Genomic DNA, 24833 nt, shown 5'->3' on the forward strand with positions numbered 1-24833 from the left:
TCCGACGCTGTTATTTACCAACGCCGGTATGGTGCAGTTTAAAGACACCTTTCTCGGCCATGAAAAACGCGACTATACGCGTGCGGTGAGTGTGCAGCGTTGTATTCGAGCCGGTGGTAAACACAACGATTTAGAAAACGTTGGTTATACCGCGCGTCACCATACCTTCTTTGAAATGCTGGGTAACTTTAGTTTTGGCGATTACTTCAAACACGAAGCCATCGCATTTGCTTGGGAGTTTCTAACTAAACGTTTGGGCTTACCTGAAGAAAAGCTTTGGGTCACTGTATTTAATGAAGACGATGAAACCGCGGATATTTGGTTAAAACAAGTCGGCGTAAGCGCGGAGCGTTTTTCACGTTGTGGCGCGAAAGACAACTTCTGGTCAATGGGCGACACCGGGCCTTGCGGGCCTTGCACCGAAATCTTTTACGATCACGGGCCGGATGTTGCCGGTGGGCCGCCCGGTTCGCCAGATGAAGATGGCGATCGCTACATCGAAATTTGGAACCTGGTGTTCATGCAGTTTGATCGCTCGGAAGACGGCACATTAACACCTTTGCCGAAACCTTCAGTCGATACAGGTATGGGCTTGGAGCGTTTAGCCGCAGTATTGCAAGGCGTGCATAATAATTACGATATCGACCTGTTTAAAACCTTGGTAAAAGCCGCCTCCGAGTTAACCGGTGAAACCGATTTAAGCAACAATTCTTTGCGTGTAATTGCCGATCATATTCGTTCTTGTGCTTTTACGATTGTGGATGGTGTGTTGCCGTCCAACGAAGGCCGAGGTTATGTGCTGCGTCGCATTATTCGTCGTGCGATTCGTCACGGTTATAAACTTGGCCAAAAACAAGCGTTTTTCCATAAGCTGGTGGCGCCATTGGTATCCGAAATGGGCGAAGCCTATCCAGAGCTAAAAGCCCAGCAGGCCGAAGCGGAGCGTGCGCTTAAACTTGAAGAAGAACGGTTTGCCGAAACTCTCGAAAACGGCATGCGTTTGTTAGATGAAGTGATTGAAGGCTTAAGCGACAAACAAATTCCGGGTGAAGCCGTATTTAAACTTTACGACACCTACGGCTTTCCACTTGACCTAACCGCCGATATTGCGCGCGAGCGTGGTTTGACGATTGACGAAGCTGGCTTTGAACAATCCATGCAAGCTCAGCGTGAACGTGCGCGTGCGGCCAGCAGCTTTAGCTCGCAAGGTCAAACTCGCGTCGACTTCGAAGGCAAAACCGACTTTATTGGCTACGACCAAGATTGCGCGACCGTTAAGGTATTGGCGATTTTTAAAGATGGCCAATCGGTTGAGCGTTTGGAAGAAGGTCAAGCAGGCCTGGTGATTATGGATAAAACCCCGTTTTATGCCGAATCCGGTGGTCAAGTCGGCGATAGCGGCTCGCTAACCGAAGGTATGCATAGTTTTCATGTGAACGATGTGCAAAAACAGGGCAGCTTATTTTTACATCTAGGCGAAATGACCGCCGGTGTATTAGCGGTTGGTCAAGCGGTTGAAGCCCGTATTGATGTAGGTGCACGCCGCGCTTCTGAACGTAATCACTCGGCAACGCATTTATTGCACGCGGCTTTACGCCAAGTGTTAGGTACGCATGTGGCACAAAAAGGTTCACTGGTGTCGCCGGATCGTTTGCGTTTCGACTTTGCCCATTTCGAGCCTATTTCGGCTGACCAATTGCGTGAGATTGAACGCCTCGTTAACCATAATATTATGATGAACTTCCCGGTAGGCACTCAGCAAATGGACATCGATTCCGCCAAACAAATGGGCGCGATGGCGCTATTTGGCGAGAAGTATGGTGATGTGGTTCGAGTGGTCGATATGGGTGATTTCTCGATTGAACTTTGTGGCGGCACGCATGTTAACTCCACTGGCAATATCGGGCCGTTTCGTATTTTATCTGAAGGCGGGGTGGCCTCAGGGGTGCGCCGTATTGAAGCGATTACCGGTGAAGGTGCGTGGCAAACAATTTACGACCTAGAAAATGTGATTGCCCAGGTCGCAAACTTAACCAAAGCTGATAAAGCCCATGTGGTCGATAAGGTTGGCCAATTGGTGGCCTCACAGCGTGATTTAGAAAAACAAATGCAGCAAATGCAATCTAAGTTAGCCGCCAACCAAGGTGAAGAGATTTTGCAACAGGTTAAGTCGGTCAACGGTATTAACTTACTCGCGGCTGAAATGCAGGGGGCGGATGCCAATTTATTACGTGAAACTCTGGATAAATTAAAAGATAAGATCGAACCGGCGGTGATTTTACTGGCGGCGGTCGATGGCGAAAAAGTGAGCTTGGTCGCTGGTGTCAGCAAATCTGCAACCGATCGTTTTAAAGCCGGTGAGCTAGTTAACTTTGTTGCACAACAAGTTGGTGGTAAAGGGGGCGGGCGTCCTGATATGGCGATGGCCGGAGGCAAAGACCCAGCTAACTTACCACAAGCTTTAGCTTCAATTGAAGCTTGGGTGGAATCAAAATAAACTCTGCCCGAATCTCTCTGTGATTCCACACCAAAGCGTCATAAGCAGGGGATTTAGGTAATATCAAGTGATAAGGGCATAAACGATATGGCATTGATTGTCCAAAAATACGGCGGCACGTCGGTTGGCACGTTGGAGCGTATCCAGAATGTAGCTAAAAAAGTGTCAAAGTTTGTTGATGAAGGCCATCAGGTTGTAGTGGTGTTATCCGCTATGTCGGGTGAGACCAACCGATTAACCGATATGGCTAAAACCATGCAAGAGCGTCCATCCAAGCGTGAAATGGATATGCTTTTGACGACCGGTGAGCAAGTAACCATTGCCTTATTAAGCATGGCTTTACAACAGAGCGGTTACGACGCGATTTCTTATACGGGTTGGCAAGTGCCGATTCAAACGGACGAAGTACATACCAAAGCGCGTATCGACAGTATTAACGCGCAAAAGATTCAAGATCAGTTGAATTTAAATAAAGTGGTTGTGGTCGCCGGGTTCCAAGGGGTTACTGCGAACGGCGATATTTCAACATTGGGTCGGGGTGGTTCTGACACCACAGCGGTCGCTTTAGCGGCGGCACTAAAAGCTGAAGAGTGCCAGATTTACACCGATGTTGATGGCGTATATACCACCGACCCACGTATGGTTCCAGAAGCGCGTCGCTTAGAAACTATTACCTTCGATGAGATGTTGGAAATGGCGAGCTTAGGTGCCAAGGTATTGCAAATTCGTTCGGTCGAATTTGCCAGCAAATATAAAGTACCGTTACGCGTATTGTCTTCGCTAAAAGAAGGCGGTGGAACCCTAATTACATCTGAGGATGATCAAATGGAAAAACCTTTAATTTCAGGCATCGCGTTTAACCGGGATGAGTCAAAACTACAAGTATTAGGCGTGCCAGATAAACCTGGCGTGGCTTATGCGATTTTGGGGCCGATTGCGGATGCCAATATCGAGATTGATATGATCATCCAGAACCAAGGTCAAGACGGCACCACTGACTTTACTTTCACCGTGCATCGCAATGATCGCAGCCACGCACTAGAAATTCTGAACGCGGTATCAAGTGAGTTGGGTGCGCGTGAAGTTGTCTATGATGACACGATTGCGAAAGTCTCTTTAGTGGGTGTAGGCATGCGTTCACACGTGGGTATCGCCAGTCGTATGTTTAAAGTATTGGCCGATCAAAATATCAATATTCAAATGATCGCGACCACTGAAATCAAAATTTCTGTGGTGATTAACGAAAGCCAACTAGAAGCGGCGGTTAAGACTTTGCACGCAAAGTTTGAGTTAGATCAGGCCTAATTAATTGGCTCAAAATCCAAAACCGTTAATTAAGCCAAATCTTTGGCTAAATCTTTCGGTTTTGGCTTTACAAGGCGCGGGTTTCCTTGTAACATACGCGGCTTGAATTAGGTGAAGTGGCCGAGAGGCTGAAGGCGCTCCCCTGCTAAGGGAGTATAGGGTTTGTAGCTCTATCGAGGGTTCGAATCCCTCCTTCACCGCCATTCAATTAAGTGTTAAAAAAGCGTGATTTAAAGGTTGACAGTTTAGGCTGATAAACTATAATACGCACCAAGTTAAGCGCCTGTAGCTCAGCTGGATAGAGTACTCGGCTACGAACCGAGCGGTCAGGAGTTCGAATCTCTTCAGGCGCACCATATAATAGAAAACCCCATCAATTCTTTCGAGTTGGCGGGGTTTTTTTATATCTATCATATTATCAAATTCCTAAACAACCAGGCCTGCTAAGGATGGTTTTGTTCTCTTTTATTCTTCCAATCATTTTTCGTCTATTTAGTATTTGGCATACGGATTGCTATTAACTTTTCGTTAAAGCAATCCAAACGAGATCGCTAACACACAAGGGAATCGCGTCACATATATAAACTAAGACGCACCACATAAATAATAAGTTAAACAAGCTGTCGGCTGGGCTGGTACCAGCCGTTTTCTGACCAGAAAACAGATACAGATTCGGAGTAATACGATGGATCGAATGCTATATGTCTCGATGAGTGGCGCAAAAGAGGCCATGATCTCGCAGGCAAATAATGCCAATAACCTGGCAAATGCAACCACAGATGGGTTTAAGCAGGACTTCAACCAGTTCCGTGCCCAGCACATGGAAGGCCCAGGTTGGCACACACGTACCTATTCAATGGATGAGCGTCCGGCAACGGATTTTACCGCTGGGCCAATCAAGGTAACCGGCCGCAGTATGGATGTAGCGACCAAAGAAAATGGTTTTATGGCGGTGTTATCACCTGCGGGTGATGAAGCCTATGTGCGCTCAGCCAGTATGCAAATTACCGACGGTGGTGCATTGGTGGATGTGCATGGTAATCCAATGCTAAATGCCGGCGGCGCGCCGATTGTGTTGCCGCCAGTTGAGTCAGTTGAAATTGGCCGTGACGGTACGATTTCGGTTATTCCAGTTGGTGCGGCGGCTAACGAGTTGGTCGTGATTGACCAATTACGTTTGGTGCAGCCGGATGTTAAGCAGTTGGAAAAAGGCTTGGACGGTTTTATTCGTCAGAAACCGGGCAATGAAGAGCTGGTTCAAGCGCCAGTATCGGTTTTAAATGGCGCGCTAGAAGGCAGTAACGTGAATACGGCGACGGCGTTGGTCACCATGATTGAGCTACAGCGTAAGTACGAAATGCAAGTCAAGATGATGAAGACCACCAAAGATCATGGTGCGGCATCAGACAAGATTTTATCAATGCGATAATGGGGTGAGATATGAATAGAGCATTATATGTTTCAAAAACCGGTTTAGAAGCCCAGCAATTTCGTCTTGCCTCCATTTCGAATAACTTAGCTAATGCGAATACTTATGGCTATAAAACCGGGCGTGCCGAGTTTGATGATTTGCTTTATCAAAACGTGCGAACGCCTGGTGCTCAGGCTACGCAAGATGAAGTCAATACCTTGCCTTCTGGTTTGCAGTTAGGTGTGGGTGTTAAGGCTGTGGGTGTACAAAAAATTCACACCCAGGGTAACTTAATGATTACCGATAACCAGCTCGATATGGCGATTGATGGCAAAGGTTTTTTTCAGGTTTTAGATGCCGATGGCAACATCATGTACACCCGAGATGGCTCGTTTGAAGTTAACCAGAATGGCGATGTGGTGACGTCTTCGGGTTATTTATTGGAGCCGAATATCCAGATTCCACAAGAAGCGACTGAGGTGATGATTGGTCGTGATGGTACTGTGTTTGCTAAGGAACCAGGTAACCCGCAGCCATTGGATTTAGGTCAGCTAGAAATTGCGACTTTTATTAATCCGTCGGGGTTGGAAGCGGTCGGTCAGAACATGTTTTATGAAACCATTGCCAGTGGTGCGCCGGTGGTAAATAACCCGAATGCCGAGGATGCTGGGGCCCTGATTCAAGGGGCTTTAGAGTCTTCAAATGTCAATACGGTTGAAGAGTTAATTGGCATGATTGAAGCGCAGCGTACTTACGAGATGAATTCAAAAGCCATCTCCGCAGCCGATGGCATGATGCAGTACCTAAATAACAACGTATAACGTTGGAGGCAAAACATGAAACAGATTAAAACTTATTCACGTTTGGGCTTATTGATGCTGATGATGGGGGTGTTGCAAGCTTGCTCTTCAGTTCCTGAGCGGATGGAAGATTTCACTTATGAGCCGAGCTATCCGACTAATCTGGGGCAGCAACCGCCACCCAGAAATGGCTCTTTGTATCAGGCATCCAACTCGGTCACCTTGTTTGATGATGCACGAGCGCATCGAGTCGGCGATATTATTACCGTGAGTTTGGCGGAGCAGTTTAACGCTAATAAAAAAGATGAAGCCAGCTACGATAAAAGTTCGCAGGCCGACTTCGGTGTAACGACGCCTTTAAATGTTCTTGGGCGCACACCCGCGCAAATTTATTCGGAATTAGGGACCGGTGGTATTGGTTATGGTTCTAGCAATACCTTTGATGGTTCGAGTGATGTTAAACAAGATTCATCCGTATCCGGTTCGATAGCCGTGACAGTGGTGGAGGTCATTCCTAACGGTAATTTAGTGGTGCGAGGCGAAAAGTGGATTACGGTACACGATGGTGAAGAAGTGATTCGATTTGCCGGCATTGTGCGCCCACAAGACATTACACCTGATAATACGATCGAATCGACCCGTGTGGCCGATGTTCGCATGATTTATAGAGACACAGGCATTGCGGGCGATACCGCCAGGCCTGGTGCCGTTACAAAGTTTTTGTCAAAGTTTTGGCCACTTTAAGTCTGACTTAACCTGGATTAAAACTTGACCCGGCTTGTTTTTATACTCTCCTTTTTACAAGTCGGTTTTTTATTTAAAGCCAGCGATTCAATCCTTGATTCGTTGGCTATTTACCACCACCAGGCCTGGTGGTGATTGATTTCTGGTCTTGGGTGCTTCGCACCCTTTTTTGTTGGCCTTTTTCTCTTTTAGCTTCTGTTATCCTCAAGATTATAATCTGGCATTAATCCTGCTTAGTAATTAAAAAATCAATATAAAAATCCGCCGCGTTAAGACGGCATCAAGAAACTCAGTCAATCCTTTAAGGGGTATGAGCATGATAACCAGAAAAATTTTAGTTTTAATGATCGCGTTAATGGCTTGGAGCAGTTTAAGCTTGGCCAATTCACGCATCAAAGATTTGGCAAATGTTGCCGGGGTTCGAGACAACCAGTTAGTTGGTTATGGTTTGGTTGTCGGTTTGAGCGGTACTGGGGATCAAAAAGCCCCCTTTGCTGAGCAAAGTTTAATCAGTATGTTAAACAAATTTGGTATTAACGTGCCGCCGGGCGTAAATACCAAATCTAAAAACGTGGCCGCCGTAGCAATTCATGCTGATTTGCCGGCTTTTGCCAAGCCCGGTCAAAGAATTGATGTCACGGTTTCATCTTTAGGTAACTCCAAAAGTTTGAGAGGCGGTACACTTCTAATGACCCCTTTGAAAGGGGTAGACAATCAAGTTTATGCAATTGCGCAAGGTAGCTTGGTTGTGGGTGGCTTGGATGCAAGTGGTAATGATGGTTCGCGTGTAACCGTGAATGTACCCAGTGTCGGCCGTATTCCAAATGGCGCGAGTGTCGAGCGCGAAGTAAACACCGGTTTTGATTTAGGTTCAACCGTTACGTTTAACTTGCACCGTGCCGACTTTACGACCGCGAGTAATATGGCCAAATCGATTAATGATTTATTGGGTGAGGGTACCGCTCGAGCACTCGATGCTGAATCAGTTGAGGTTATTGCCCCGCGTATTCCAGATCAACGAGTCTCATTTTTGTCGGTATTGGAAAACATTGAGTTAAAAGAAGGCGAAGGCGCGGCACGTATTATTGTGAATTCACGAACTGGTACCGTTGTGATTGGCCAAACCGTACGTGTAAGTCCTGCGGCTGTCACTCATGGTGGTTTGGTGGTACGGATTGAAGAAAACGAGGAAGTGGTTCAGCCCAATGCCTTTGGTGGCGGGCAAGCGGCCTTGCAACAAAATACTGAAGTGAATGTTGAAGAGCAAGGTGATCGCCGCATGTTTAAGTTTGACTCGGGTATTACACTCGACTCTTTGGTGGAAGCCGTAAATAAAGTCGGCGCCGCGCCTAGTGATTTAGTGGCGATTTTAGAGGCCTTGAAGCAGGCCGGCGCACTCAAAGCTGAGTTAATGGTTATTTAAGGGAGGTTGTGATGTCGAGTATTAGTGATTTAACAACCAGCCGCCCTCAAGACCATACGATCTATACCAACTTAGGTGCGTTAAACGATTTAAAACGTCAAGCGCGAGAAGATCAGCAGTCGGTATTAAAACCGATTGCGCAGCAATTTGAGGCCATGTTTCTAGAGCAGATTCTAAAAAATTCACGTAGCGTCAAATTGGATGACGGTTGGTTAGATGGCTCGCAAGCTGATTCTTACTACGATATGTACGATAAACAGCTTGCACAAGACATGTCGGCTAAAGGTTCTCTAGGATTTGCCGATCAAATAGTAGAGCAGTTGTCGGCTAGTCTGCCAAAACTAAACGATGAAGAAAAACAAAAGTGGTTGCAAGAACAGCAAAAACGTTTTGATTCTAGTATGTTGAGTAAAGAGTCGAGTTCAACGCAAGATATTTTAGCCTTGCGAAATTTAGAGTAATTGAGTGTTATTAAGAATAGCCTGGTTGGATAAAAACCGGCTTTTCAAAACATAGATCCCATTGAGTGGGTGATCCATAAGCGAGAATCGTTATGTCAGATATGTTAGTTATTGCCAGCTCGGCGGCCACCACCTTTCGTAAAGCCTTGGATGTGAGTAGCCATAACGTAGCCAACGTCAATACTGAAGGCTATAGCCGCCAGCGTGCTGAAATTTATGCCAACTCGCCAAGCATTGTGGGTACCTCATTTAATGGCGGCGGCTCCCGTGTTGAAACGGTTGAGCGTATGTATGCCGACTATATTCAAAAGCAATTGGTCAGTACCAATGCGACTGTTAAAGGTTATGAAGAATCACTCAGTTATTCGAAGCAAGTTGAAGGCATTATTGCCGGCAACGACGAAGGTGTGCAGGATTTTATCCAGCGTTATTTTGATTCGATGCAAAACCTCGCCGATAATCCTACTTCTCGTGTCAACCGTCAGTTGATGCTCGATGAAGCGAATAATTTGACTGGCCATATCAATAATATTAGCGTGGTGTTAGACGATACTCAGTATCAAGTAAACGATCAAATTAAAGATTTGACTCAGGACATTAATCGCAATCTAGAAGAAATTAAAAAAATTAACGATATGGTGGCTTATGCTCAGTCGCAAGGTACGCAGCCGCCAAATGATTTGTTGGATCAGCGTGAGCAGGCGATTTTAGAATTGTCGAGCTTGGTTGAGGTGAAAACCTATAAACAACCGGATGGCACCATTGATATTCATACCATTAACGGTAAAGTGCCTTTATTAAGTGACAATACGGTTACCCGTTTACAAGCCGATCAAAGCGCTTATCCTTCAGAAAACCGGATTGAAATTTATGCTCAGATCGGTGGCCAGCGCAAACAAGTCACTGATTTATTATTAGGTGGCGGTCAGCTGGGTGGTGTACTGGATTTTCGTAAAAACATGTTGGATCGTGCCCAAAATGAGTTGGGTGTCACGATGAATGCATTTGTAGCCGCTAATAACTGGCAGCATTATCAAGGGTTTGATGAAAATGGCGATGCAGGCACGAGCTTGTTTACGCCGTTAGAGTCGAGTGGTTTAGCGCACAAAGATAACTCAACCTTAGGCGGCGAAGTTAAAGCCACCTTTAATCCAATCGATGCCACTGCGATTCCGCCTTATCCGCCACAGCCATTGACTTATGGTGATAAGCAACAAGATTTGACAGATGCTTATACCGCTATTTCAAACTTGTCGCCAGATGGTTATGAAATGCGATTTGATGGCACGAACTGGACGGTAACTAATTTAAGTAATAAAGAAACCGCTACCTTTGCTTCTGGTGATAGTGTTCAGTTTGATGGTTTGCGTTTTGAAGAAGCCAATTTAAATAGCACCGCAGGTGACCGCTATATTTTGAAACCACATCAAGATATTTTGAAAAGTTTTGGCGTCGAAATCCGTGATGGTCAAGAGTTGGCCACACGTGGCCAATCACCGATTGACTCAACCGGTTCGGGCACCTTGGATGATGAACCAGTTAGACCCGCGGCAGAAGGGGATAACGTTAATATTGCCAATATGGCCAGTTTGCAATCAAAAAAGGTCATGTTTGCTAATAATTCCGGTCAACCGGCCGAAACATTATTAGGAGGCTATTCAAGAATGGCCAGTAGCGTGGGTATGTATGTGCGTGGTCAGGAAATACAATTGACGGCGCAACAAAATACTTATGACTACATAATGGAACGCCGAGAAAGTTTATCAGGCGTCAGTTTAGATGAAGAAGCCGCAAATTTAATGCGTTTTCAGCAGGCTTATCAAGCCGCGGCTCAGGTGATGCAAACAGCACAAACCACATTCCAGACCCTGTTAGGGGCAATGAGAGGATAACCTAATGCGTGTAACGACAAATCAAGTTTATAGCATGGGATTTAATGCCATCCAATCGCATTCCAATAAGTTATTGGATATCCAAGAACAATTGAGTACGGGTAATCGTGTTAATCGTCCCAGTGATGATCCCGTGGCGATGAGTCAAATTCATACACTTAATCGAGCGATCAATACGATTGATCAATATGCTAAGAATGGCGAGTATGCTAAGTCGCAGCTGGTGCTAGAGGAAACTGCAGTGCAAGATACAATTGGTGTGTTGCAGCGTATCCGAGAGCTGGGTATTCAAATGTCGAACGATACCTATAGTCCAGATCAGCGTCGAGTAGCCGCGGCTGAAGTTGAGCAAATGATGTTGCATGTTAAAGGCACGATGAACATGAAAAACTCCGAAGGCGAGTACATGTTTGCGGGTAATAATGTAAAAGATACGCCCTACGTCGACGACCCCGCTAACCCTGGTTACTTGGTTTATATCGGCAATCCTAATGCGGCCGCTGATTATGACGAAAATGCAACATTTGGTGGGCGCTTTGTCCAGATTGGGTTTGACCATACGGATAAGCTAGAGCCAAATGATGAGTTTAATATGTCGCGTGTGCGTATCACTGACACAGGGTCAAAAGTATTTGGTTTTGCACCTAATCCAGCCACATCGTTAGGGCCCCAAACCACGCCACCGGCGCCAGGTGAGATCGATCCAAATATCTACAACACCATGAAGGTAATGTATGATCGTATGATGGCGGGCCAAAAACCGGGTGACGATGTGTTGGACGATTTAAAAAGTTCAATTACCAACATGTCAGAAGTAGTGGCCGGCATTGGCGGGCGGCAAATTCGTATAGATACCCAATATGAAGCGGGTGAGTCGTTCAAGATGCCATTGACTGAACGCAAGTCGAATATTGAAGAATTGGATATGGTCGAAGGGATTTCTAAGTTTACGGTTACCCAAAATGCCTTGCAAATGGCACAGCAAGTATTTGGTAAAGTTCAAGGGATGTCTTTATTTAACTATATGCGTTAATCAATCTAAAGTTGGTACTCAACTTGCTAATGCCTCCCCAGTGGAGGCATTTTTGTAAATGAAATTTGAACATTTAATCATCGCATTGTTGATTCCGGTCGGGCTGCTATTAATTGCAGGTGGCGCGGCGTTCCAGCAATTTCAGTATTGGGCGATGGCTCAAAGCTATACGGCCTCCAGCGATGCACCTAAGATGCTTCAGGTAAGCTCCTTACCAGAGATGCGGGTTGTTTCAAATCGTCCTTTGCCGGCCCTCACATCTAGACTGTCAAAATCAACAGAAGCGAAACCTGCAGAGTCTGAAAATCCTAAACTGGTTAAGACGAACCTTCCAGAGTCGAGTCCTACTCAGTTAAACGCTCAACCCATTCTGGCCGTGCAGACAAAACAAATCTCTCAAACACCGCCAACTCCGACCACCAGGCCTGGTGCTTTGGCCAAGGGCGAAATAGAACCTAAGCCTGAACCCAAATCTAATCTTAAGTCACCAGGCCAGGTGGTTGAGCCATCAGTCGAGCCTACACTGGAGCAAAAAGAGACTGGCAGTGCGTTTGCGCCCCAGCCAGTTGTGGTGGAGTATGATGATGAAGTCGTAATTGAATTCCCTAAAAAATTGGCGAACCCCCAAAATATTAAACGTGCCGTGAGCCGCGTTTTGTTAAGCCCTGATCCCTATGCTGAACAAGATTTATTAAGTCTAGAGCCGATTAACTATCAGCAACGTCCCGCTTTTTATCGTCGGGTGGTGGATAACAATCAGCAGCCTATTCGTTATCCGCGGGCGGCATTTAATTACGCCGATTATTTAATGACTCATCATCAAACGAGCCTAAAAGACGAAGAGGGCGAATTTGTGAGTTTGCACATCCCGTTGAAAACCTCGAATTTAGCCGAACCGGCGCGTCAGTATGAACCTTGGGTGATGGGGTTTGCGCAAGACTTTAATATTGATCCGGCTTTAGTGTTTGCCATAATGGAAACCGAAAGTCGGTTTGATGCGCAAGCGGTCAGCCGGTCCCAAGCCAAAGGGCTGATGCAAATTAAACCCAATGCGGCGGGGCGAGATGTGTATCAGTATATTGATTTTAGGCTGGATGCCCCCAGTGATGCCGAATTATTTGATGCTGAAAATAATATCCGTATTGGTACCGCTTATTTAAGTCTATTAAAGCACGACTATTTCGCCGACATTCAGCATCCTGAATCGCGTGAAATGGTGGCGATTTCGTCCTATAACGGCGGTATGTCGACCGTTTGGCGTTTATTTGGCGCATCACCAGAACAGGCCGTTGCGCAAATTAACAAACTCAGCCCACGTCAGGTTTATCGCAAGTTACGTTATGATCATGCTTCAGATGAAACCCGACGTTATTTAGATAAAGTGTTACAGGCCAAAAGCCGTTATCAAACCTTATTGGGTGAGGATGCGAATTTAATCGCAAGCCGATAACACAACCACCAGGCCTGGTGCTAAGGAGAGCAAGTTATGCCGTCATATTGGCAAGGAAAGCAGGTGTTAGTCACGGGAGCCGATGGGTTTATCGGCTCGCATTTGGCGGAAACTTTGGTAAACGCCGGCGCGACAGTGCGGGCGTTAGTGCAATACAACTCGTTTAATAGTTGGGGCTGGTTGGATCAAAGCTCGTTGGCATCGGATATGGAGATTATCAGCGGTGATATTCGTGATCCGTTTTTGTGCCAGACCATTTGCAAAGGCATGGATACAGTGTTTCATTTAGCCGCTTTAATCGCGATTCCTTATTCCTATATTGCGCCGGGTTCTTATGTGGATACTAATGTTACCGGCACCTTAAATATGGTGCAGGCGGCACGTGACCAAAATGTGCGCCGATTTATGCATACCTCAACTTCAGAAACCTACGGCACGGCGCAAACGGTGCCAATCAACGAAAGCCACCCAATGCAGCCACAATCGCCCTATAGCGCGAGTAAAATTGGCGCAGATGCGATGGCGATGTCTTACTATTTGGCGTTTGAAACGCCAGTAACAATTGCGCGGCCATTTAATACTTACGGCCCACGCCAATCGGCACGCGCGGTGATCCCAACCATTATCGGCCAAATTGCCGCCGGTCAAACCCAAATTCAATTGGGCGATACCAGCCCTACGCGCGATTTTAACTATGTTACTGACACCTGTGAGGGCATGATGGCGCTGATGGCGACGGATAAAACCATTGGCGAAACGGTTAATATCAGCTCAAACTACGAAATTTCGGTGCAAGACACCTTGGAATTAATCAAACGATTAATGGATTCAAATGTTGAATTTATTCAAGATCCGCAACGTCTGAGACCGAAAGACTCCGAAGTCTTTCGTTTGTGGGGCGATAATTCGAAATTAATTGAATTGACAGGCTATCGCCCAACCACCTCACTCGAAGCGGGCTTGCAAAAAACTATTGCCTGGTTTGTCCAACCGCAAAACCTGCAAGCCTATAAAACGGGGCTATACAATGTCTAATCACCAGGCCTGGTTGTCGTTGATTGAATTGATCCGTCAGCATTATGGCGTGTCGGAAGGTTTAGTTCCATTACATGCACCGTGCTTTGATGAGGCCGAAAAACGTTTAGTCGTGGATTGTGTTGATTCAACCTTTGTCTCGTCGGTTGGGCAATATGTGACCGAATTTGAACAACAAATCGCCGACTACACCGGCGCGAAACATGCCGTGGCGGTGGTGAATGGCACAATGGGTTTGTATTTGGCGTTAAAAGTGATCGGACTACAGCCGAATGAGCTGGTGTTAACCCAGTCGTTAAGTTTTGTGGCGACGCCAAACGCCATCAAAATGCATCAGGCGGATCCGGTGTTTATCGATGTTGAACGCGAAACCTTGGGCTTATGTCCGGAATCGCTAAATCAATTTTTAATAGAGCAGACGCAACAGCAAAACGGCCAATGCATTCATCGTCAAAGCGGTCGAGTTATTCGTGCTTGTGTACCCATGCACACCTTAGGTTTTCCGGCTCGAATCGAACAGATTGTAGAAATCTGTAACCGACACAATATTGCGCTGGTAGAAGATGCGGCTGAAAGTTTAGGCAGTTTTTATCAAGGTCAGCATACCGGGCGTTTCGGTCAAGTTGGGGTGTTTAGCTTTAACGGCAATAAAGTCATTACCACCGGTGGGGGCGGAATGCTCATTACCGATGATGCCGAACTCGCACGTCACGCTAAGCACTTAAGTACCACCGCTAAAATTCCACATGCTTGGTTATTTGAGCATGATGAAGCGGCCTACAACTTGCGGATGCCGAATCTCAATGCCGCGCTGGGCGTGGCGCAAATGCAAAAGTTGCCGGTTTTTTTGGTCGAAAAACGTCGCTTGGCGAAGGTTTATCAACAACAACCAGGCCTGGTAATGCAAAACGAAACGGCCCAAATGCAATCTAACTATTGGTTAAACACCTTGATTTGTCAGGATCAAACGGAACGTGATGCCTTGTTAGAGTTCAGTAATAGCCAAGCCATTCAAATGCGACCTTTATGGACACCGATGCATCAACTGGCGATTTACGCCGATTGTTTGCGCACCGAGTTGCCACACACAGAATGGCTCGCGGCGCGCGTAGTGAACTTACCAAGTGGGGTAGTTTGTCATGGTTAATACCCCGATTTTATTGATAGGCGGCGGCGGGCATTGTCGTGCCCTGATTGATGTGATTGAACAAACACCGAATTTTACGATAGCCGGTATCGTCGAAGCACAGGGTGTAAAGGGTGAAGTATTAGGTTACCCAATTCTGGGGTCTGATGCCGATTTACCAGGGCTGGTGCAAACCTACCCACACTGTTTAATCAGTGTGGGTCAAGTCAAACACGCCGATTTACGAATTAAACTATTTAATTTGGCGCAGCAGGCTGGCGCTAAATTTCCGCCTGTCATTTCGCCTAAGGCCTATGTCTCCGAGCATGCCGAAATCGGCGAAGGCACGGTGGTGATGCATCAAGCTCTCGTGAATGTGGGAGCACGCATTGGTCAAAACGGCATTATCAATAGCCAAGCTTTGATAGAGCATGATGCCGTGATGGGGGATCATTGCCATATCTCGACTGGCGCCAAAATCAACGGTCAAGTGACGATTGGCAACGGCTGTTTAGTGGGCAGTGGTGCAGTCATTAAGCAGGGCGTCAAAGTTGCCGATAATGCAATTATTGGTGCCGGCGCGTTAATTTTAAAAGACATCACCAGGCCTGGTTGTTATGTGGGGCAGGGCCAAATACTCGACTCAGCTCGCCAAGCCCATTAAGGAAAAGAAGATATGGAACAACATGTGGTTTTTGACACTTGTGCCGATTTTGAGTTTGGCCTGAATGGTGTCCGCCAAACGGATTACTTTATTTATAACGCCGATTACAAAGATGGTTTAGTTGTGTACATTCCGGGGTTTGGTGGTGATTTGGGTGAGTATGCCAAAGCTTTTTGTGAAAAAACGGCTAAGCAATATCAAATGGCGGCTTTAACGCTAAATTATTTTTGTATTGGCTCACGGCCTTCAGCGGGTGCGAAAGTTGAGGTACACAACACAGAAAAAGCTAAGGTTGAGCAGGCATTTATACAAATGGGTGGAACAGGTGAAGCCTCCATAGAAGCTTTAAATGCGCTTCTTATGAACTCAAATAACCATATTAAGCTGACAGGTGATTTAGTTCCGACAAAAAACGAATATCAGAATTTTGGGTTGTTAGCCGCTTTGGATATCATTAATGCCATTAAAGATGCGGCTCAGCGTTTTAACCTAAGCTTGGATAATGTGATTTTAGTGGGGTCTTCGTATGGCGGCTATTTGGCCAACTTGGTCACCAAGTTGTATCCTGGATTAATTAAAGCTGTGTTTGATAATTCATCTTGGGCACAAACCAACTTGGCTTATGTCGTGGGGCAAGAAATGGGCGTTCCAGAGTTCTCTTATCAAGTTTATCCTAAGGTGATTTTGGACTTAAATGTTAGATCGCCTTGGACATTAACTCAGGGCTTGCCTAATACATTTGGCGGTGGTCGAAAAGAAATTCGAGGGTTTTCTCGGTCTCAGCTACAAAGTATGGTTGAACAAGGTGGCCAAGATACGTTTTATGTGTTTTATCATGCGGCCACTGATACGATTGCGCCAACTCAAGAAAAAATTGACATGGCAAATAATATGGCTGAATTAGGCTTTAAACATGTCTTAATGAATGTGGTGGATGAGTCGGATGTTGATGGCCATTTCATAAAAAACTTAGGTCATGGCATGGGAATGTCGATGCGTAAGTTCTTCGAAGTTGGTTATGGGTTTTTACAGGAAATTAATCCGGACTTTAAATTTAATGATCAGCTCAAACAAGCGGTGTTTGAAACATCAGATTTAATTTATCAGTTTGATTTATCGGCCGATGTAGTTACGGGTCAAGTAACGACTAAAAACAAATTTAGTTGAACATACAGGTTAACCTAGGCAATTAAACAGGAATATTAATGATGCAAAAAGCTACAACGAACTTACCTGTTTTTATTATTGCTGAAGCTGGTGTGAACCACAATGGATCACTCGATATGGCCAAAAAACTGGTTGATGTAGCTGTGAAAGCTGGCGCGGATGCGGTTAAGTTTCAGACGTTTATTACCGAAGAACTGGTGACTGAAAACGCTGAACAGGCCAGTTACCAAACCCAAAATACAGGCGTAAAAGAAACTCAGTTCGCCATGTTAAAACGATTGGAGTTGTCAAAAGCTGATCATCTCGAGTTATTGGATTATTGTCGCCAAAAAGGCATCGAGTTTATGTCCACGGCGTTTGATTTATCTAGTGTCGGTTTTTTGCACCGTCTAGGAGTCAGGCGCTGGAAAATCCCGTCTGGCGAACTCTTATCGACGCCCTATTTGCGCAAAATTGCCGCGTTTAACCAACCGACAATTTTGTCTACTGGTATGGGCAATCTCGAAGAGGTACGATTAGCAGTGGACACTTTAGTGAAAGCCGGTCTGGCACTTGAGAATTTAACCGTGTTACATGCCAATACGGCTTATCCGACACCTTACGAAGATATGAACTTACGTGCTATGAAAACTTTGGCCGATGAACTCAATGTGCCAGTCGGTCTATCTGATCATTCGCTAGGAATTGAAGTTGCGATTGCTGCGGTAGCGATGGGGGCGAGTGTCATTGAAAAGCATATTACGTTAGATAAAAGTTTGCCAGGGCCAGACCAACAAGCAAGCATTGAACCTTTAGAATTGATGGCGATGGTTCGTTCAATCCGCCATGTTGAACAAGCCTTGGGAAGCGGTGAAAAAAAGCCGACATCTTCTGAGGTCGTTAATATTAGCGTCGCTCGTAAGTCAATTGTCGCTAAAGCTTCAATCGAAGCGGGTGAAAAATTCACAACTGAAAACCTAACTTTAAAAAGAAGTGAAAAAGGTGTTTCGGCTAGCTATTGGGATCAATTGATCGGTCAGGCTTCGCCTCGTCGGTTTGAAGAGGGGGAAGGAGTGGATGTTGAACTTACATAATCCTCGAAAAATAGCGGTAGCAACAGGATCCCGCGCCGAATATGGTTTATTGTCGGGTTTGATGCGAGCGATTCAACAACAAGTCGGCATGAGATTGCAGGTGATAGCTTGCGCCGCGCATTTATCTGTTCGACATGGCATGACAGTGAATCAAATCATAGAAGATGGTTTTAGAGTTGACGCGCGTATTGAAACGCTTGATGAGTTGGATGATCCCGTTGCGATTGCTAAGTCTGTAGGACGCGGTGTGATGGGATTTGCGGATACCTTATCAGAGTTAAAACCGGATATTCTAGTGGTTTTAGGGGATCGGTATGAAATGTTGGCTGCCGCTCAAGCCGCTTTATTGTTAAATATTCCGATTGCCCATATTCATGGTGGTGAAGTAACCGAAGGTGCGGTTGACGAAGCAATACGCCATGCCATTACAAAAATGGCGAGTTTACACTTTACGGCCGCCAATGCTTATCGCGATAGAGTCATTCAAATGGGGGAACAGCCCAAACGAGTGTTTAATGTCGGAGCACCAGGCCTGGATTTGATTCAAAAGCTTAAGTTATGGGATAAAAGTCAACTGCGAGCTGACTTAGGCATTACATTAGATCCTCCGGTTTTTTTGATTACATATCACCCCGTTACTTGGGGCAAGTCTTCTGGTGAGAAAATGATACAAGCGCTGTTTTCAGCTTTAGAGTATTTTCCAGATGCCAACATAGTTTGGACTGCGCCTAACGCTGATGCGGGCGGTCAATTATTGTTTAAGCGTATTCAAAGTTGGTCAAGTTCGACAAAACTTAATGTTCAGTTGTTTACTAATTTGGGTTCAGTTCGCTATGTTAGTGTAATGGCCTTAGCGGATGTAGTGATAGGTAATTCGTCTAGTGGTATTATTGAAGCGCCCGTAGTGGGGACGCCCACTGTCAATATAGGCAGTCGTCAACAAGGAAGGTTACGTTCGGCTTCTATTTTAGACTGTGATGAATCTGAAACGGCTATTTACCAAGCCATTCATCAAGCACTTAAACCAGAATTTCAAAAGTTAGCTGCTCAAAAAAATAGTGTTTACGGTCAGGGTAATAGTGTGCAGAAAATGCTAGAAGTTTTAAGTGGTATTGAGTTAGATAACTTGAATAAAAAGGCTTTCTATGACTTGGTCGATCACCCCTCTATTACATCATCAAAGGATAGGCTATGAATTTGCATGATTGGACCTTGATTGCAGTTGACCCACAAAGCTCGGTTAAACACACCTTAGAAGTCATGGATCGTGCAGCGTTGCAGATTGCTTTGGTTATCAGCGCTGACCAAATATTGGTGGGAACTGTGACTGATGGGGACATACGTCGAGGTTTACTGGCCGGTTTTGGGTTAGAAAGTGAAATTCAAAATGTCATGAATAAACAACCAACGCTTGGTTTTGAAAATGAATCAGCGTTGGTATGGCAGAAACGCATCGCCAAACACCAACTACGCCATTTGCCAATTGTGTCTCAGTCTAAAAAAATACTGGGTTTGTTTTATCAAAAGCAAACTCAGTCGGCGTTACCTAATGCGGTGGTGTTAATGCTTGGCGGAATGGGAACGCGTTTGCGCCCTTTGACTGAAAATATTCCTAAACCCATGCTGCCAGTAGGTAATCAGCCAATATTAGAAACCATTGTGCGGCATATCGCAGAACAAGGATTTGAAGAATTCTATTTCTGTATTAATTATTTGGGCCAACAAATTCGTGATTATTTTGGTGATGGAGAAGCGTTTGGTGTCCGTATTCATTATGTAGAAGAAAACGAACGCATGGGAACAGCCGGAGCTTTATCTTTGTTGCCAAAAAAACTAGTCGAACCGTTTGTTGTGATGAACGGTGACTTATTGACTAAAGTTGATTTGAAAGCCTTATTGAAATTTCATCAAGATAATGGCGATATCATTAGTGCCTGTATGCGAGAGTACTCGCAGCAGGTGCCTTATGGTGTGATTGAAATGGACGGTCACCAGATTAATCAGTTGGTTGAAAAGCCTATTTACCGTTACTTTGTAAATGCAGGCATTTACGCTATCAGCCCAAAAGCTCTGGACTTAATGCCATCCAATGAATTTTTTGACATGACATCGCTGATAGAAAAAGCGATGGCTGAAAACAATAAAGTAGGCGGTTTTCCATTAACCGAATATTGGATGGATATTGGTCAAATGCCAGATTACTATCAAGCTCAAGCCGATTATGAAGTTCACTTTCAAAAACGACACGCATTAAATTTAGGTTACTGAACTGTGGCAAAAAAAAACAATAACATTTTAGCCCTTATACCAGCCCGAGCGGGTAGCAAGCGGTTGCCTAAAAAAAATATTATGCCTTTAGGAGGGCAGCCTTTAATTGCTTGGACAATTCAATCTGCACTCGAAGCGCAGTTAGATATGGATGTGATGGTTTCCACCGAGTCTGAAGAAATTGCAAATGTTGCGTTGGAATATGGTGCCGAGGTTCCATTTTTGAGACCTGAAGCCTTAGCTCAGGACACCTCAACTAGCTTTGAAGTGATTGACTACACTTTAAAAACACTCGCCGAATCTGGGCGTCACTATGATTATTTAATGTTTCTACAACCCACTTCACCCTTTAGGCAAAGTCGTCATATTGAACAAACCTATCAAATGCTTAAACGCTTAAATGCTAACGCAGTTGTATCAGTAACCGAGCTGGATCACCCAATGGAATGGAGTATGATTTTGCCTGAAAATGGCAGTTTGGATGACTTTATACATCATCATATTGGTCAGTTAAAAATTCGAAGTCAAGATCTGCCAAAGCGTTATCGCTTAAATGGCGCGATAAGCTGTGCTCAAGTTAAAACACTCCTTGACCATCAAACCTTTTACCTTCCGAACGCCACTTATGCTTATAAAATGGAACCCCAGTATTCTGTTGATATTGATACCTCAACAGATTTTCAATATGCGGAGTTTTTGCAGTCGCGTTTATAAATCAACTGAACTTAAATTGCTGGTCTGGTTTGTGCTACAAGCTTAAAACTTAACTTCAGATTTCCCGAGGAACTTATGAACGACCTTCAATTGTCACAGCCCAAACAGAATGCGTTTGGCGAAGTTTATTACGAAGAAATTAATAACCTTGCCTTTGCTAAACAATCTTCTGAAACCCTATTTAAACAATACTTTGCCAGTTTGTTAGATGAAAAGGAGCGGTTGTTTATTATTGTTGGCACGGATAGCGGCCTCCTTTATCAGTTTATAAAAAATCAGCCCGTTAAACCGCATGTTAAATTTGTATTTATCGAGTTATCGAGCGTAATACAAGCTTTGAACTTGGACACGGATGACACAAGAGTACAGTTACTCGATGAAACCGTCGATTTTTCAGTATTTCATGATCAATTTGAAACTTTTGTATATCGAAAAAAATACACATTAATTAAAAGTTTAGCTGTGATGGATGCTGCTCCATTAAGTGTTTATGAGCGCTTATGGCAGGATGTTGAAGCACGTTTCTCAGCATTTAATCTTGAAGTTTTAGTAAGCCAACGTAGCTCTCAATTTGAAGATGCACGTTTGTACAACGCTGCTGATAACATTTTGCCAATTATGAGTTTAAAAAATAAGCTCGAATCCGCAACAGCGATCGTGTTGGGTGGTGGGCCAACCCTGGATGACTCGATTGATTGGATTAAAGAAAACCAACAAAAATTAGTGATTTTTGCCGCCGCTAGGGTCGCTCGTCGATTAGCAATTGAAGACATTACGCCGGATTTTTTTGTCTCGGTGGATCCACATGATGTGAGTTTTGATAATTCGAAGGGTATTTATGCTTTTGAGGATAAAGCTATTTTAATAAATGGTTACCACGTTAACCCTAAATTACTTAGTCAATGGGCGGGTTTATTCTGTTATATGGGTCTTAAATATGGTTGGAAAAATACTCAATACGCTGAAAACTTTGAACCGATTGGCCCAACCGTTATCAATACGGCGGTGCATGTTGCCATTTATTTAGGCTGCTCTAATGTAATCTTATCTGGCGTTGATTTTTGTTTCGCAAAGGGCAAGAGTCATGAATCAAGTAGTGATGAGGCCAAGGCCGCTTCTCATTTAAGCTACAAAAACAACATTAAACTGGTCACGAATGCTGGGCAATTTGAGTCAACTGAGCCAACTTTAGCAAAAGCGCGAGAGGCACTAGAGTATCAAACAAAATTTTATCAGCAAGAAAATCCGGGTGTGAAGTTGTACTCAACGGGATTAAATTCGGCGAAAGTGGAAGGGGTTGAGTATTTAGATGCAAGTTCTATAAATTTTCTAAACCCAGCAACTAAACAAAAGTTGGCCGACTTGAAGCCGTTGCTGAAGTTAACCAAGCAGCAACGACTGGATTATGCCAAATTAACGCTAGACGAATTGAAGCAACAGTCAAAAACTTTTAAAGCGATCACTCGTGTTGCAGATGAGGCCTTAACCTGGATTCCGAAACTCTACAAACAAAAAGCGGCTGAACCCAAATTTAAAGTGATGAATAGGGTTCAGAAGTTAAGAAAAAAAATAAATCGTTTAGTGGGGGAGGATGGTGATCTTTTATTAAGTTACCAAGGTGAGAATTTTGCAGATACCTATACTCCAGTAGAACAAGATTCACCATTGGATTCTGATGTTGTCACAACTCAACTAAATGGGTTTTTTAAAGGTGTAAAACAGTCCACTCAACAGTTTGATGCTTTAATATTGAGGGCACAAGAGCGTGTCCAGTTAAGAATTGATGAGCTAGAAGGTAAGGTGTCTTTATCCAAATTATTTAAGGCTTGGCAAATTTGGGGCGAATTTGGTCGTGCTAAACTTTGGTCAAATTGGCATAAAGAGGAAAAACTAACGTCTGATGATCAGGATTTACTTCAAAAAGCGAACCAAGTGTTTCAACAAGAAATTGAAAAAACCGATACCAAACAATTTCAGAATTTAAAACGTGCCGCCCAAAACCTGGGCAGTTTGACCGATAAAGTAACCAGTGCTTTTAATCAAGGAAGCTTGTCTCAGCTTGAGTTATTGTTACAACATGCCAATCAGCTAGATAACCAGGATCAAAAACGAGAATTAAGTAACTTAATTCAAGGAATGATGGCAGAGTTGCGGCACAATGAATTGCAAGCAATCAAGTATTTTAAAGTGGTTGAGTTACCAGATTTAAAGCTAATTGCGCTAAAACGTCTTTTGAATTTTGCTATGCAGGCACATCGATACGAGGAAGCATTGGCGACACTTGAAAATCTTTGTTTATTTTCGCTCGAGTATATGGTTTATTACTCAGATCTGTTGGCTTTGTTGGGTAATGAATCGATGGCGATAGAGGTTTTAAAGATGTATTTGTCTCAAAAACCCGATAATATTAGTGCTTATATTAAGCTAGCACAGCGCCAAATTAACGTGTCCGCTAACCAAGATGCGCAAGCTAGTCTGCAAAAAGTATTAGCTGTTGATCCAGATAATCAAACCGCTTTGCATTTATTAAAATCTATATAAGTTAAATCCCTCCCTTTAAAAGCGCCTTTTGGCGCTTTTTTTGTCTCTAAATAAACGATTTAGATAAATTTTCCTCAAGTAATTGATGTTAGGCCGTTAAATAAATTGAAGGCTGAAGATACAGCCTCAATACAAAAAATAAAGATAAAAATTATCTAACACACACAAGAAGGAAAATAGTCATGGCAATGGTTATTAATACAAATATGGCGGCGATGAACGCCGCAAGAATCCTAGATGGCACATCGAAGGATCAGTCAACCACCATGGAGCGATTAACCTCCGGTTTGAGAATTAACAGAGCCGCGGATGATGCGGCTGGTATGGCGGTAGCCATCGGGATGACCACACAGATTAAAGGCACCGACCAGGCAATTCGTAATGCTAATGATGGCTCATCACTTATTCAAACCGTTGATGGCGCTTCAGAAGAAGTTGTGAACATGTTGCAGCGTATGCGTGAGCTAGGCATTCAGTCTTTGACAGGAACCTACAGTGATGAAAATCGCGGTCAAATGAATGCAGAATATCAGCAGTTGGCGAGAGAAATTGAGCGTGTAGCACAGACTGTTCGATTTAATGAAATTCCATTAATGAACAACTCCGCTTCTACCATTCAGCTTCATGTTGGTTGGGAAACGGGGGTAGAGAACAAAATCGTTTTATCCATGGTTGATTTTGCCAGTATGGCGGCTTTGGGTGAAAGTGTATCGACCGTTGCAAATGCATCACAGGCGATAAGTGTAATTGATATCAACCTGGCCTCTGTTAAGACAGAGCGTGCGAAATGGGGTGCAATTCAGAATCGATTGGATTACACCGTATCAAACCTACAGAACGTAAATGAAAACATGAACAGTGCGCGCTCGCAGATTCAAGATGCCGACTATGCAAAAGAGAGCGCCAACTTAGCGAGATTTCAAGTGTTACAACAGGCTGGTATGTCCATGCTGGGACAGTCTAATCAACTGGCACAAAATGTTTTGCAGTTATTACAGTAAGTTTTTAATCAATAGAAGTAATGTTTTAAAAAGAAGGGCGTCGCTAGGCCAAATAATACAACAAGGCCTGGTTATTAAAATTGTCACAAGGGAGAAGCATCATGGCAATGGTAATTAACACAAATATGGGTGCAATCAACGCGAGTCGTATTTTGGATGGCACGCAGAAAGAACAAGGTACCGCAATGGAACGTTTGACCTCTGGTCTGCGTATTAACAAAGCGGCCG

At 44.4% G+C, this 24833-nt stretch carries 20 protein-coding genes, 2 tRNA genes and 1 pseudogene; all 23 read left to right on the forward strand.

Annotated elements, in window-relative coordinates; translation table 11 throughout:
• The coding region (alaS, locus tag VIM91_RS02345) for an alanine--tRNA ligase (RefSeq protein ID WP_331863217.1) at positions 1-2497 on the forward strand (2497 nt) is incomplete at its 5' end.
• Positions 2498-2584: 87 nt separating this feature from the next.
• Complete coding sequence (locus VIM91_RS02350; RefSeq protein WP_331863218.1) at positions 2585-3802, forward strand: aspartate kinase; 1218 nt, start codon at positions 2585-2587, stop codon at positions 3800-3802.
• A 110-nt stretch (positions 3803-3912) separates the two neighbouring features.
• Positions 3913-4005: transfer RNA gene (locus VIM91_RS02355), tRNA-Ser, on the forward strand.
• Positions 4006-4081: 76 nt separating this feature from the next.
• Positions 4082-4158: transfer RNA gene (locus tag VIM91_RS02360), tRNA-Arg, on the forward strand.
• Between the two features lie 329 nt (positions 4159-4487).
• Complete coding sequence (locus VIM91_RS02365; protein ID WP_331863219.1) at positions 4488-5231, forward strand: flagellar basal body rod protein FlgF; 744 nt, start codon at positions 4488-4490, stop codon at positions 5229-5231.
• Between the two features lie 11 nt (positions 5232-5242).
• Positions 5243-6034 (forward strand): flagellar basal-body rod protein FlgG, encoded by a 792-nt coding sequence (gene flgG, locus VIM91_RS02370; RefSeq protein ID WP_331863220.1) that lies wholly within the window; start codon positions 5243-5245, stop codon positions 6032-6034.
• Positions 6035-6049: 15 nt separating this feature from the next.
• Positions 6050-6757 (forward strand): flagellar basal body L-ring protein FlgH, encoded by a 708-nt coding sequence (locus VIM91_RS02375; protein ID WP_331863221.1) that lies wholly within the window; start codon positions 6050-6052, stop codon positions 6755-6757.
• 316 nt (positions 6758-7073) lie between these two features.
• On the forward strand, positions 7074-8180 hold the full coding sequence (locus tag VIM91_RS02380) for a flagellar basal body P-ring protein FlgI (protein WP_331863222.1): 1107 nt from the start codon (positions 7074-7076) through the stop codon (positions 8178-8180).
• Between the two features lie 11 nt (positions 8181-8191).
• On the forward strand, positions 8192-8641 hold the full coding sequence (locus tag VIM91_RS02385; RefSeq protein ID WP_331863223.1) for a rod-binding protein: 450 nt from the start codon (positions 8192-8194) through the stop codon (positions 8639-8641).
• Positions 8642-8733: 92 nt separating this feature from the next.
• Positions 8734-10533: a flagellar hook-associated protein FlgK gene (gene flgK / locus VIM91_RS02390; RefSeq protein WP_331863224.1), complete on the forward strand. Its 1800-nt coding sequence runs from the start codon at positions 8734-8736 to the stop codon at positions 10531-10533.
• Positions 10534-10537: 4 nt separating this feature from the next.
• A complete protein-coding gene (gene flgL, locus VIM91_RS02395; protein ID WP_331863225.1) occupies positions 10538-11566 on the forward strand; it encodes a flagellar hook-associated protein FlgL in 1029 nt (342 codons plus the stop codon).
• A gap of 58 nt (positions 11567-11624) precedes the next feature.
• Positions 11625-13016, forward strand: coding sequence for a murein transglycosylase domain-containing protein (locus VIM91_RS02400; protein ID WP_331863226.1), 1392 nt, complete (start codon positions 11625-11627; stop codon positions 13014-13016).
• Positions 13017-13052: 36 nt separating this feature from the next.
• Positions 13053-14051, forward strand: a complete 999-nt coding sequence (locus tag VIM91_RS02405; protein ID WP_331863227.1) for an NAD-dependent 4,6-dehydratase LegB — start codon at positions 13053-13055, stop codon at positions 14049-14051.
• The gene (locus VIM91_RS02410) at positions 14044-15198 is read left to right on the forward strand and encodes a LegC family aminotransferase (RefSeq protein WP_331863228.1); all 1155 of its coding nucleotides are present in this window, start codon (positions 14044-14046) and stop codon (positions 15196-15198) included. Before VIM91_RS02405 ends, VIM91_RS02410 begins: the two co-directional genes overlap by 8 nt.
• Positions 15191-15841 (forward strand): acetyltransferase, encoded by a 651-nt coding sequence (locus VIM91_RS02415; protein WP_331863229.1) that lies wholly within the window; start codon positions 15191-15193, stop codon positions 15839-15841. The genes VIM91_RS02410 and VIM91_RS02415 overlap by 8 nt, the downstream gene beginning before the upstream one ends.
• A 12-nt stretch (positions 15842-15853) precedes the next feature.
• The gene (locus VIM91_RS02420; protein WP_331863230.1) at positions 15854-17008 is read left to right on the forward strand and encodes a DUF2920 family protein; all 1155 of its coding nucleotides are present in this window, start codon (positions 15854-15856) and stop codon (positions 17006-17008) included.
• Between the two features lie 38 nt (positions 17009-17046).
• Positions 17047-18081 (forward strand): N-acetylneuraminate synthase, encoded by a 1035-nt coding sequence (neuB, locus tag VIM91_RS02425; protein ID WP_331863231.1) that lies wholly within the window; start codon positions 17047-17049, stop codon positions 18079-18081.
• Entirely contained in the window at positions 18065-19276 is a 1212-nt protein-coding gene (gene neuC, locus VIM91_RS02430) for a UDP-N-acetylglucosamine 2-epimerase (protein ID WP_331863232.1), read from the forward strand. The genes neuB and neuC overlap by 17 nt, the downstream gene beginning before the upstream one ends.
• Positions 19273-20349 (forward strand): nucleotidyltransferase family protein, encoded by a 1077-nt coding sequence (locus VIM91_RS02435; protein WP_331863233.1) that lies wholly within the window; start codon positions 19273-19275, stop codon positions 20347-20349. Before neuC ends, VIM91_RS02435 begins: the two co-directional genes overlap by 4 nt.
• 3 nt (positions 20350-20352) lie before the next feature.
• Positions 20353-21063: an acylneuraminate cytidylyltransferase family protein gene (locus VIM91_RS02440; RefSeq protein ID WP_331863234.1), complete on the forward strand. Its 711-nt coding sequence runs from the start codon at positions 20353-20355 to the stop codon at positions 21061-21063.
• Positions 21064-21138: 75 nt separating this feature from the next.
• Positions 21139-23604, forward strand: coding sequence for a 6-hydroxymethylpterin diphosphokinase MptE-like protein (locus VIM91_RS02445; RefSeq protein WP_331863235.1), 2466 nt, complete (start codon positions 21139-21141; stop codon positions 23602-23604).
• A gap of 182 nt (positions 23605-23786) precedes the next feature.
• The gene (locus VIM91_RS02450) at positions 23787-24605 is read left to right on the forward strand and encodes a flagellin (protein WP_331863236.1); all 819 of its coding nucleotides are present in this window, start codon (positions 23787-23789) and stop codon (positions 24603-24605) included.
• Positions 24606-24730: 125 nt separating this feature from the next.
• Positions 24731-24833 (forward strand): annotated as a pseudogene (locus tag VIM91_RS02455) (flagellin FliC); the annotation flags it as partial.

Origin of the sequence: Thiomicrospira sp. (assembly GCF_036568485.1) — a bacterium.
In the GTDB taxonomy this organism is placed as follows: Bacteria; Pseudomonadota; Gammaproteobacteria; order Thiomicrospirales; family Thiomicrospiraceae; genus Thiomicrospira.

What these genes read in the sequence shown, in the direction of transcription:
- VIM91_RS02410 (WP_331863228.1), top strand. Translation starts at nt 14,044, where the DNA reads ATGTCTAATCACCAGGCCTGGTTGTCGTTGATTGAATTGATCCGTCAG.
- VIM91_RS02400 (WP_331863226.1), top strand. Translation starts at nt 11,625, where the DNA reads ATGAAATTTGAACATTTAATCATCGCATTGTTGATTCCGGTCGGGCTG.
- neuB (WP_331863231.1), top strand. Translation starts at nt 17,047, where the DNA reads ATGATGCAAAAAGCTACAACGAACTTACCTGTTTTTATTATTGCTGAA.
- VIM91_RS02405 (WP_331863227.1), top strand. Translation starts at nt 13,053, where the DNA reads ATGCCGTCATATTGGCAAGGAAAGCAGGTGTTAGTCACGGGAGCCGAT.
- neuC (WP_331863232.1), top strand. Translation starts at nt 18,065, where the DNA reads ATGTTGAACTTACATAATCCTCGAAAAATAGCGGTAGCAACAGGATCC.
- VIM91_RS02350 (WP_331863218.1), top strand. Translation starts at nt 2,585, where the DNA reads ATGGCATTGATTGTCCAAAAATACGGCGGCACGTCGGTTGGCACGTTG.
- flgG (WP_331863220.1), top strand. Translation starts at nt 5,243, where the DNA reads ATGAATAGAGCATTATATGTTTCAAAAACCGGTTTAGAAGCCCAGCAA.
- VIM91_RS02380 (WP_331863222.1), top strand. Translation starts at nt 7,074, where the DNA reads ATGATAACCAGAAAAATTTTAGTTTTAATGATCGCGTTAATGGCTTGG.
- VIM91_RS02365 (WP_331863219.1), top strand. Translation starts at nt 4,488, where the DNA reads ATGGATCGAATGCTATATGTCTCGATGAGTGGCGCAAAAGAGGCCATG.
- VIM91_RS02445 (WP_331863235.1), top strand. Translation starts at nt 21,139, where the DNA reads ATGAACGACCTTCAATTGTCACAGCCCAAACAGAATGCGTTTGGCGAA.
- VIM91_RS02420 (WP_331863230.1), top strand. Translation starts at nt 15,854, where the DNA reads ATGGAACAACATGTGGTTTTTGACACTTGTGCCGATTTTGAGTTTGGC.
- VIM91_RS02450 (WP_331863236.1), top strand. Translation starts at nt 23,787, where the DNA reads ATGGCAATGGTTATTAATACAAATATGGCGGCGATGAACGCCGCAAGA.
- flgL (WP_331863225.1), top strand. Translation starts at nt 10,538, where the DNA reads ATGCGTGTAACGACAAATCAAGTTTATAGCATGGGATTTAATGCCATC.
- VIM91_RS02385 (WP_331863223.1), top strand. Translation starts at nt 8,192, where the DNA reads ATGTCGAGTATTAGTGATTTAACAACCAGCCGCCCTCAAGACCATACG.
- VIM91_RS02435 (WP_331863233.1), top strand. Translation starts at nt 19,273, where the DNA reads ATGAATTTGCATGATTGGACCTTGATTGCAGTTGACCCACAAAGCTCG.
- VIM91_RS02415 (WP_331863229.1), top strand. Translation starts at nt 15,191, where the DNA reads ATGGTTAATACCCCGATTTTATTGATAGGCGGCGGCGGGCATTGTCGT.
- VIM91_RS02375 (WP_331863221.1), top strand. Translation starts at nt 6,050, where the DNA reads ATGAAACAGATTAAAACTTATTCACGTTTGGGCTTATTGATGCTGATG.
- flgK (WP_331863224.1), top strand. Translation starts at nt 8,734, where the DNA reads ATGTCAGATATGTTAGTTATTGCCAGCTCGGCGGCCACCACCTTTCGT.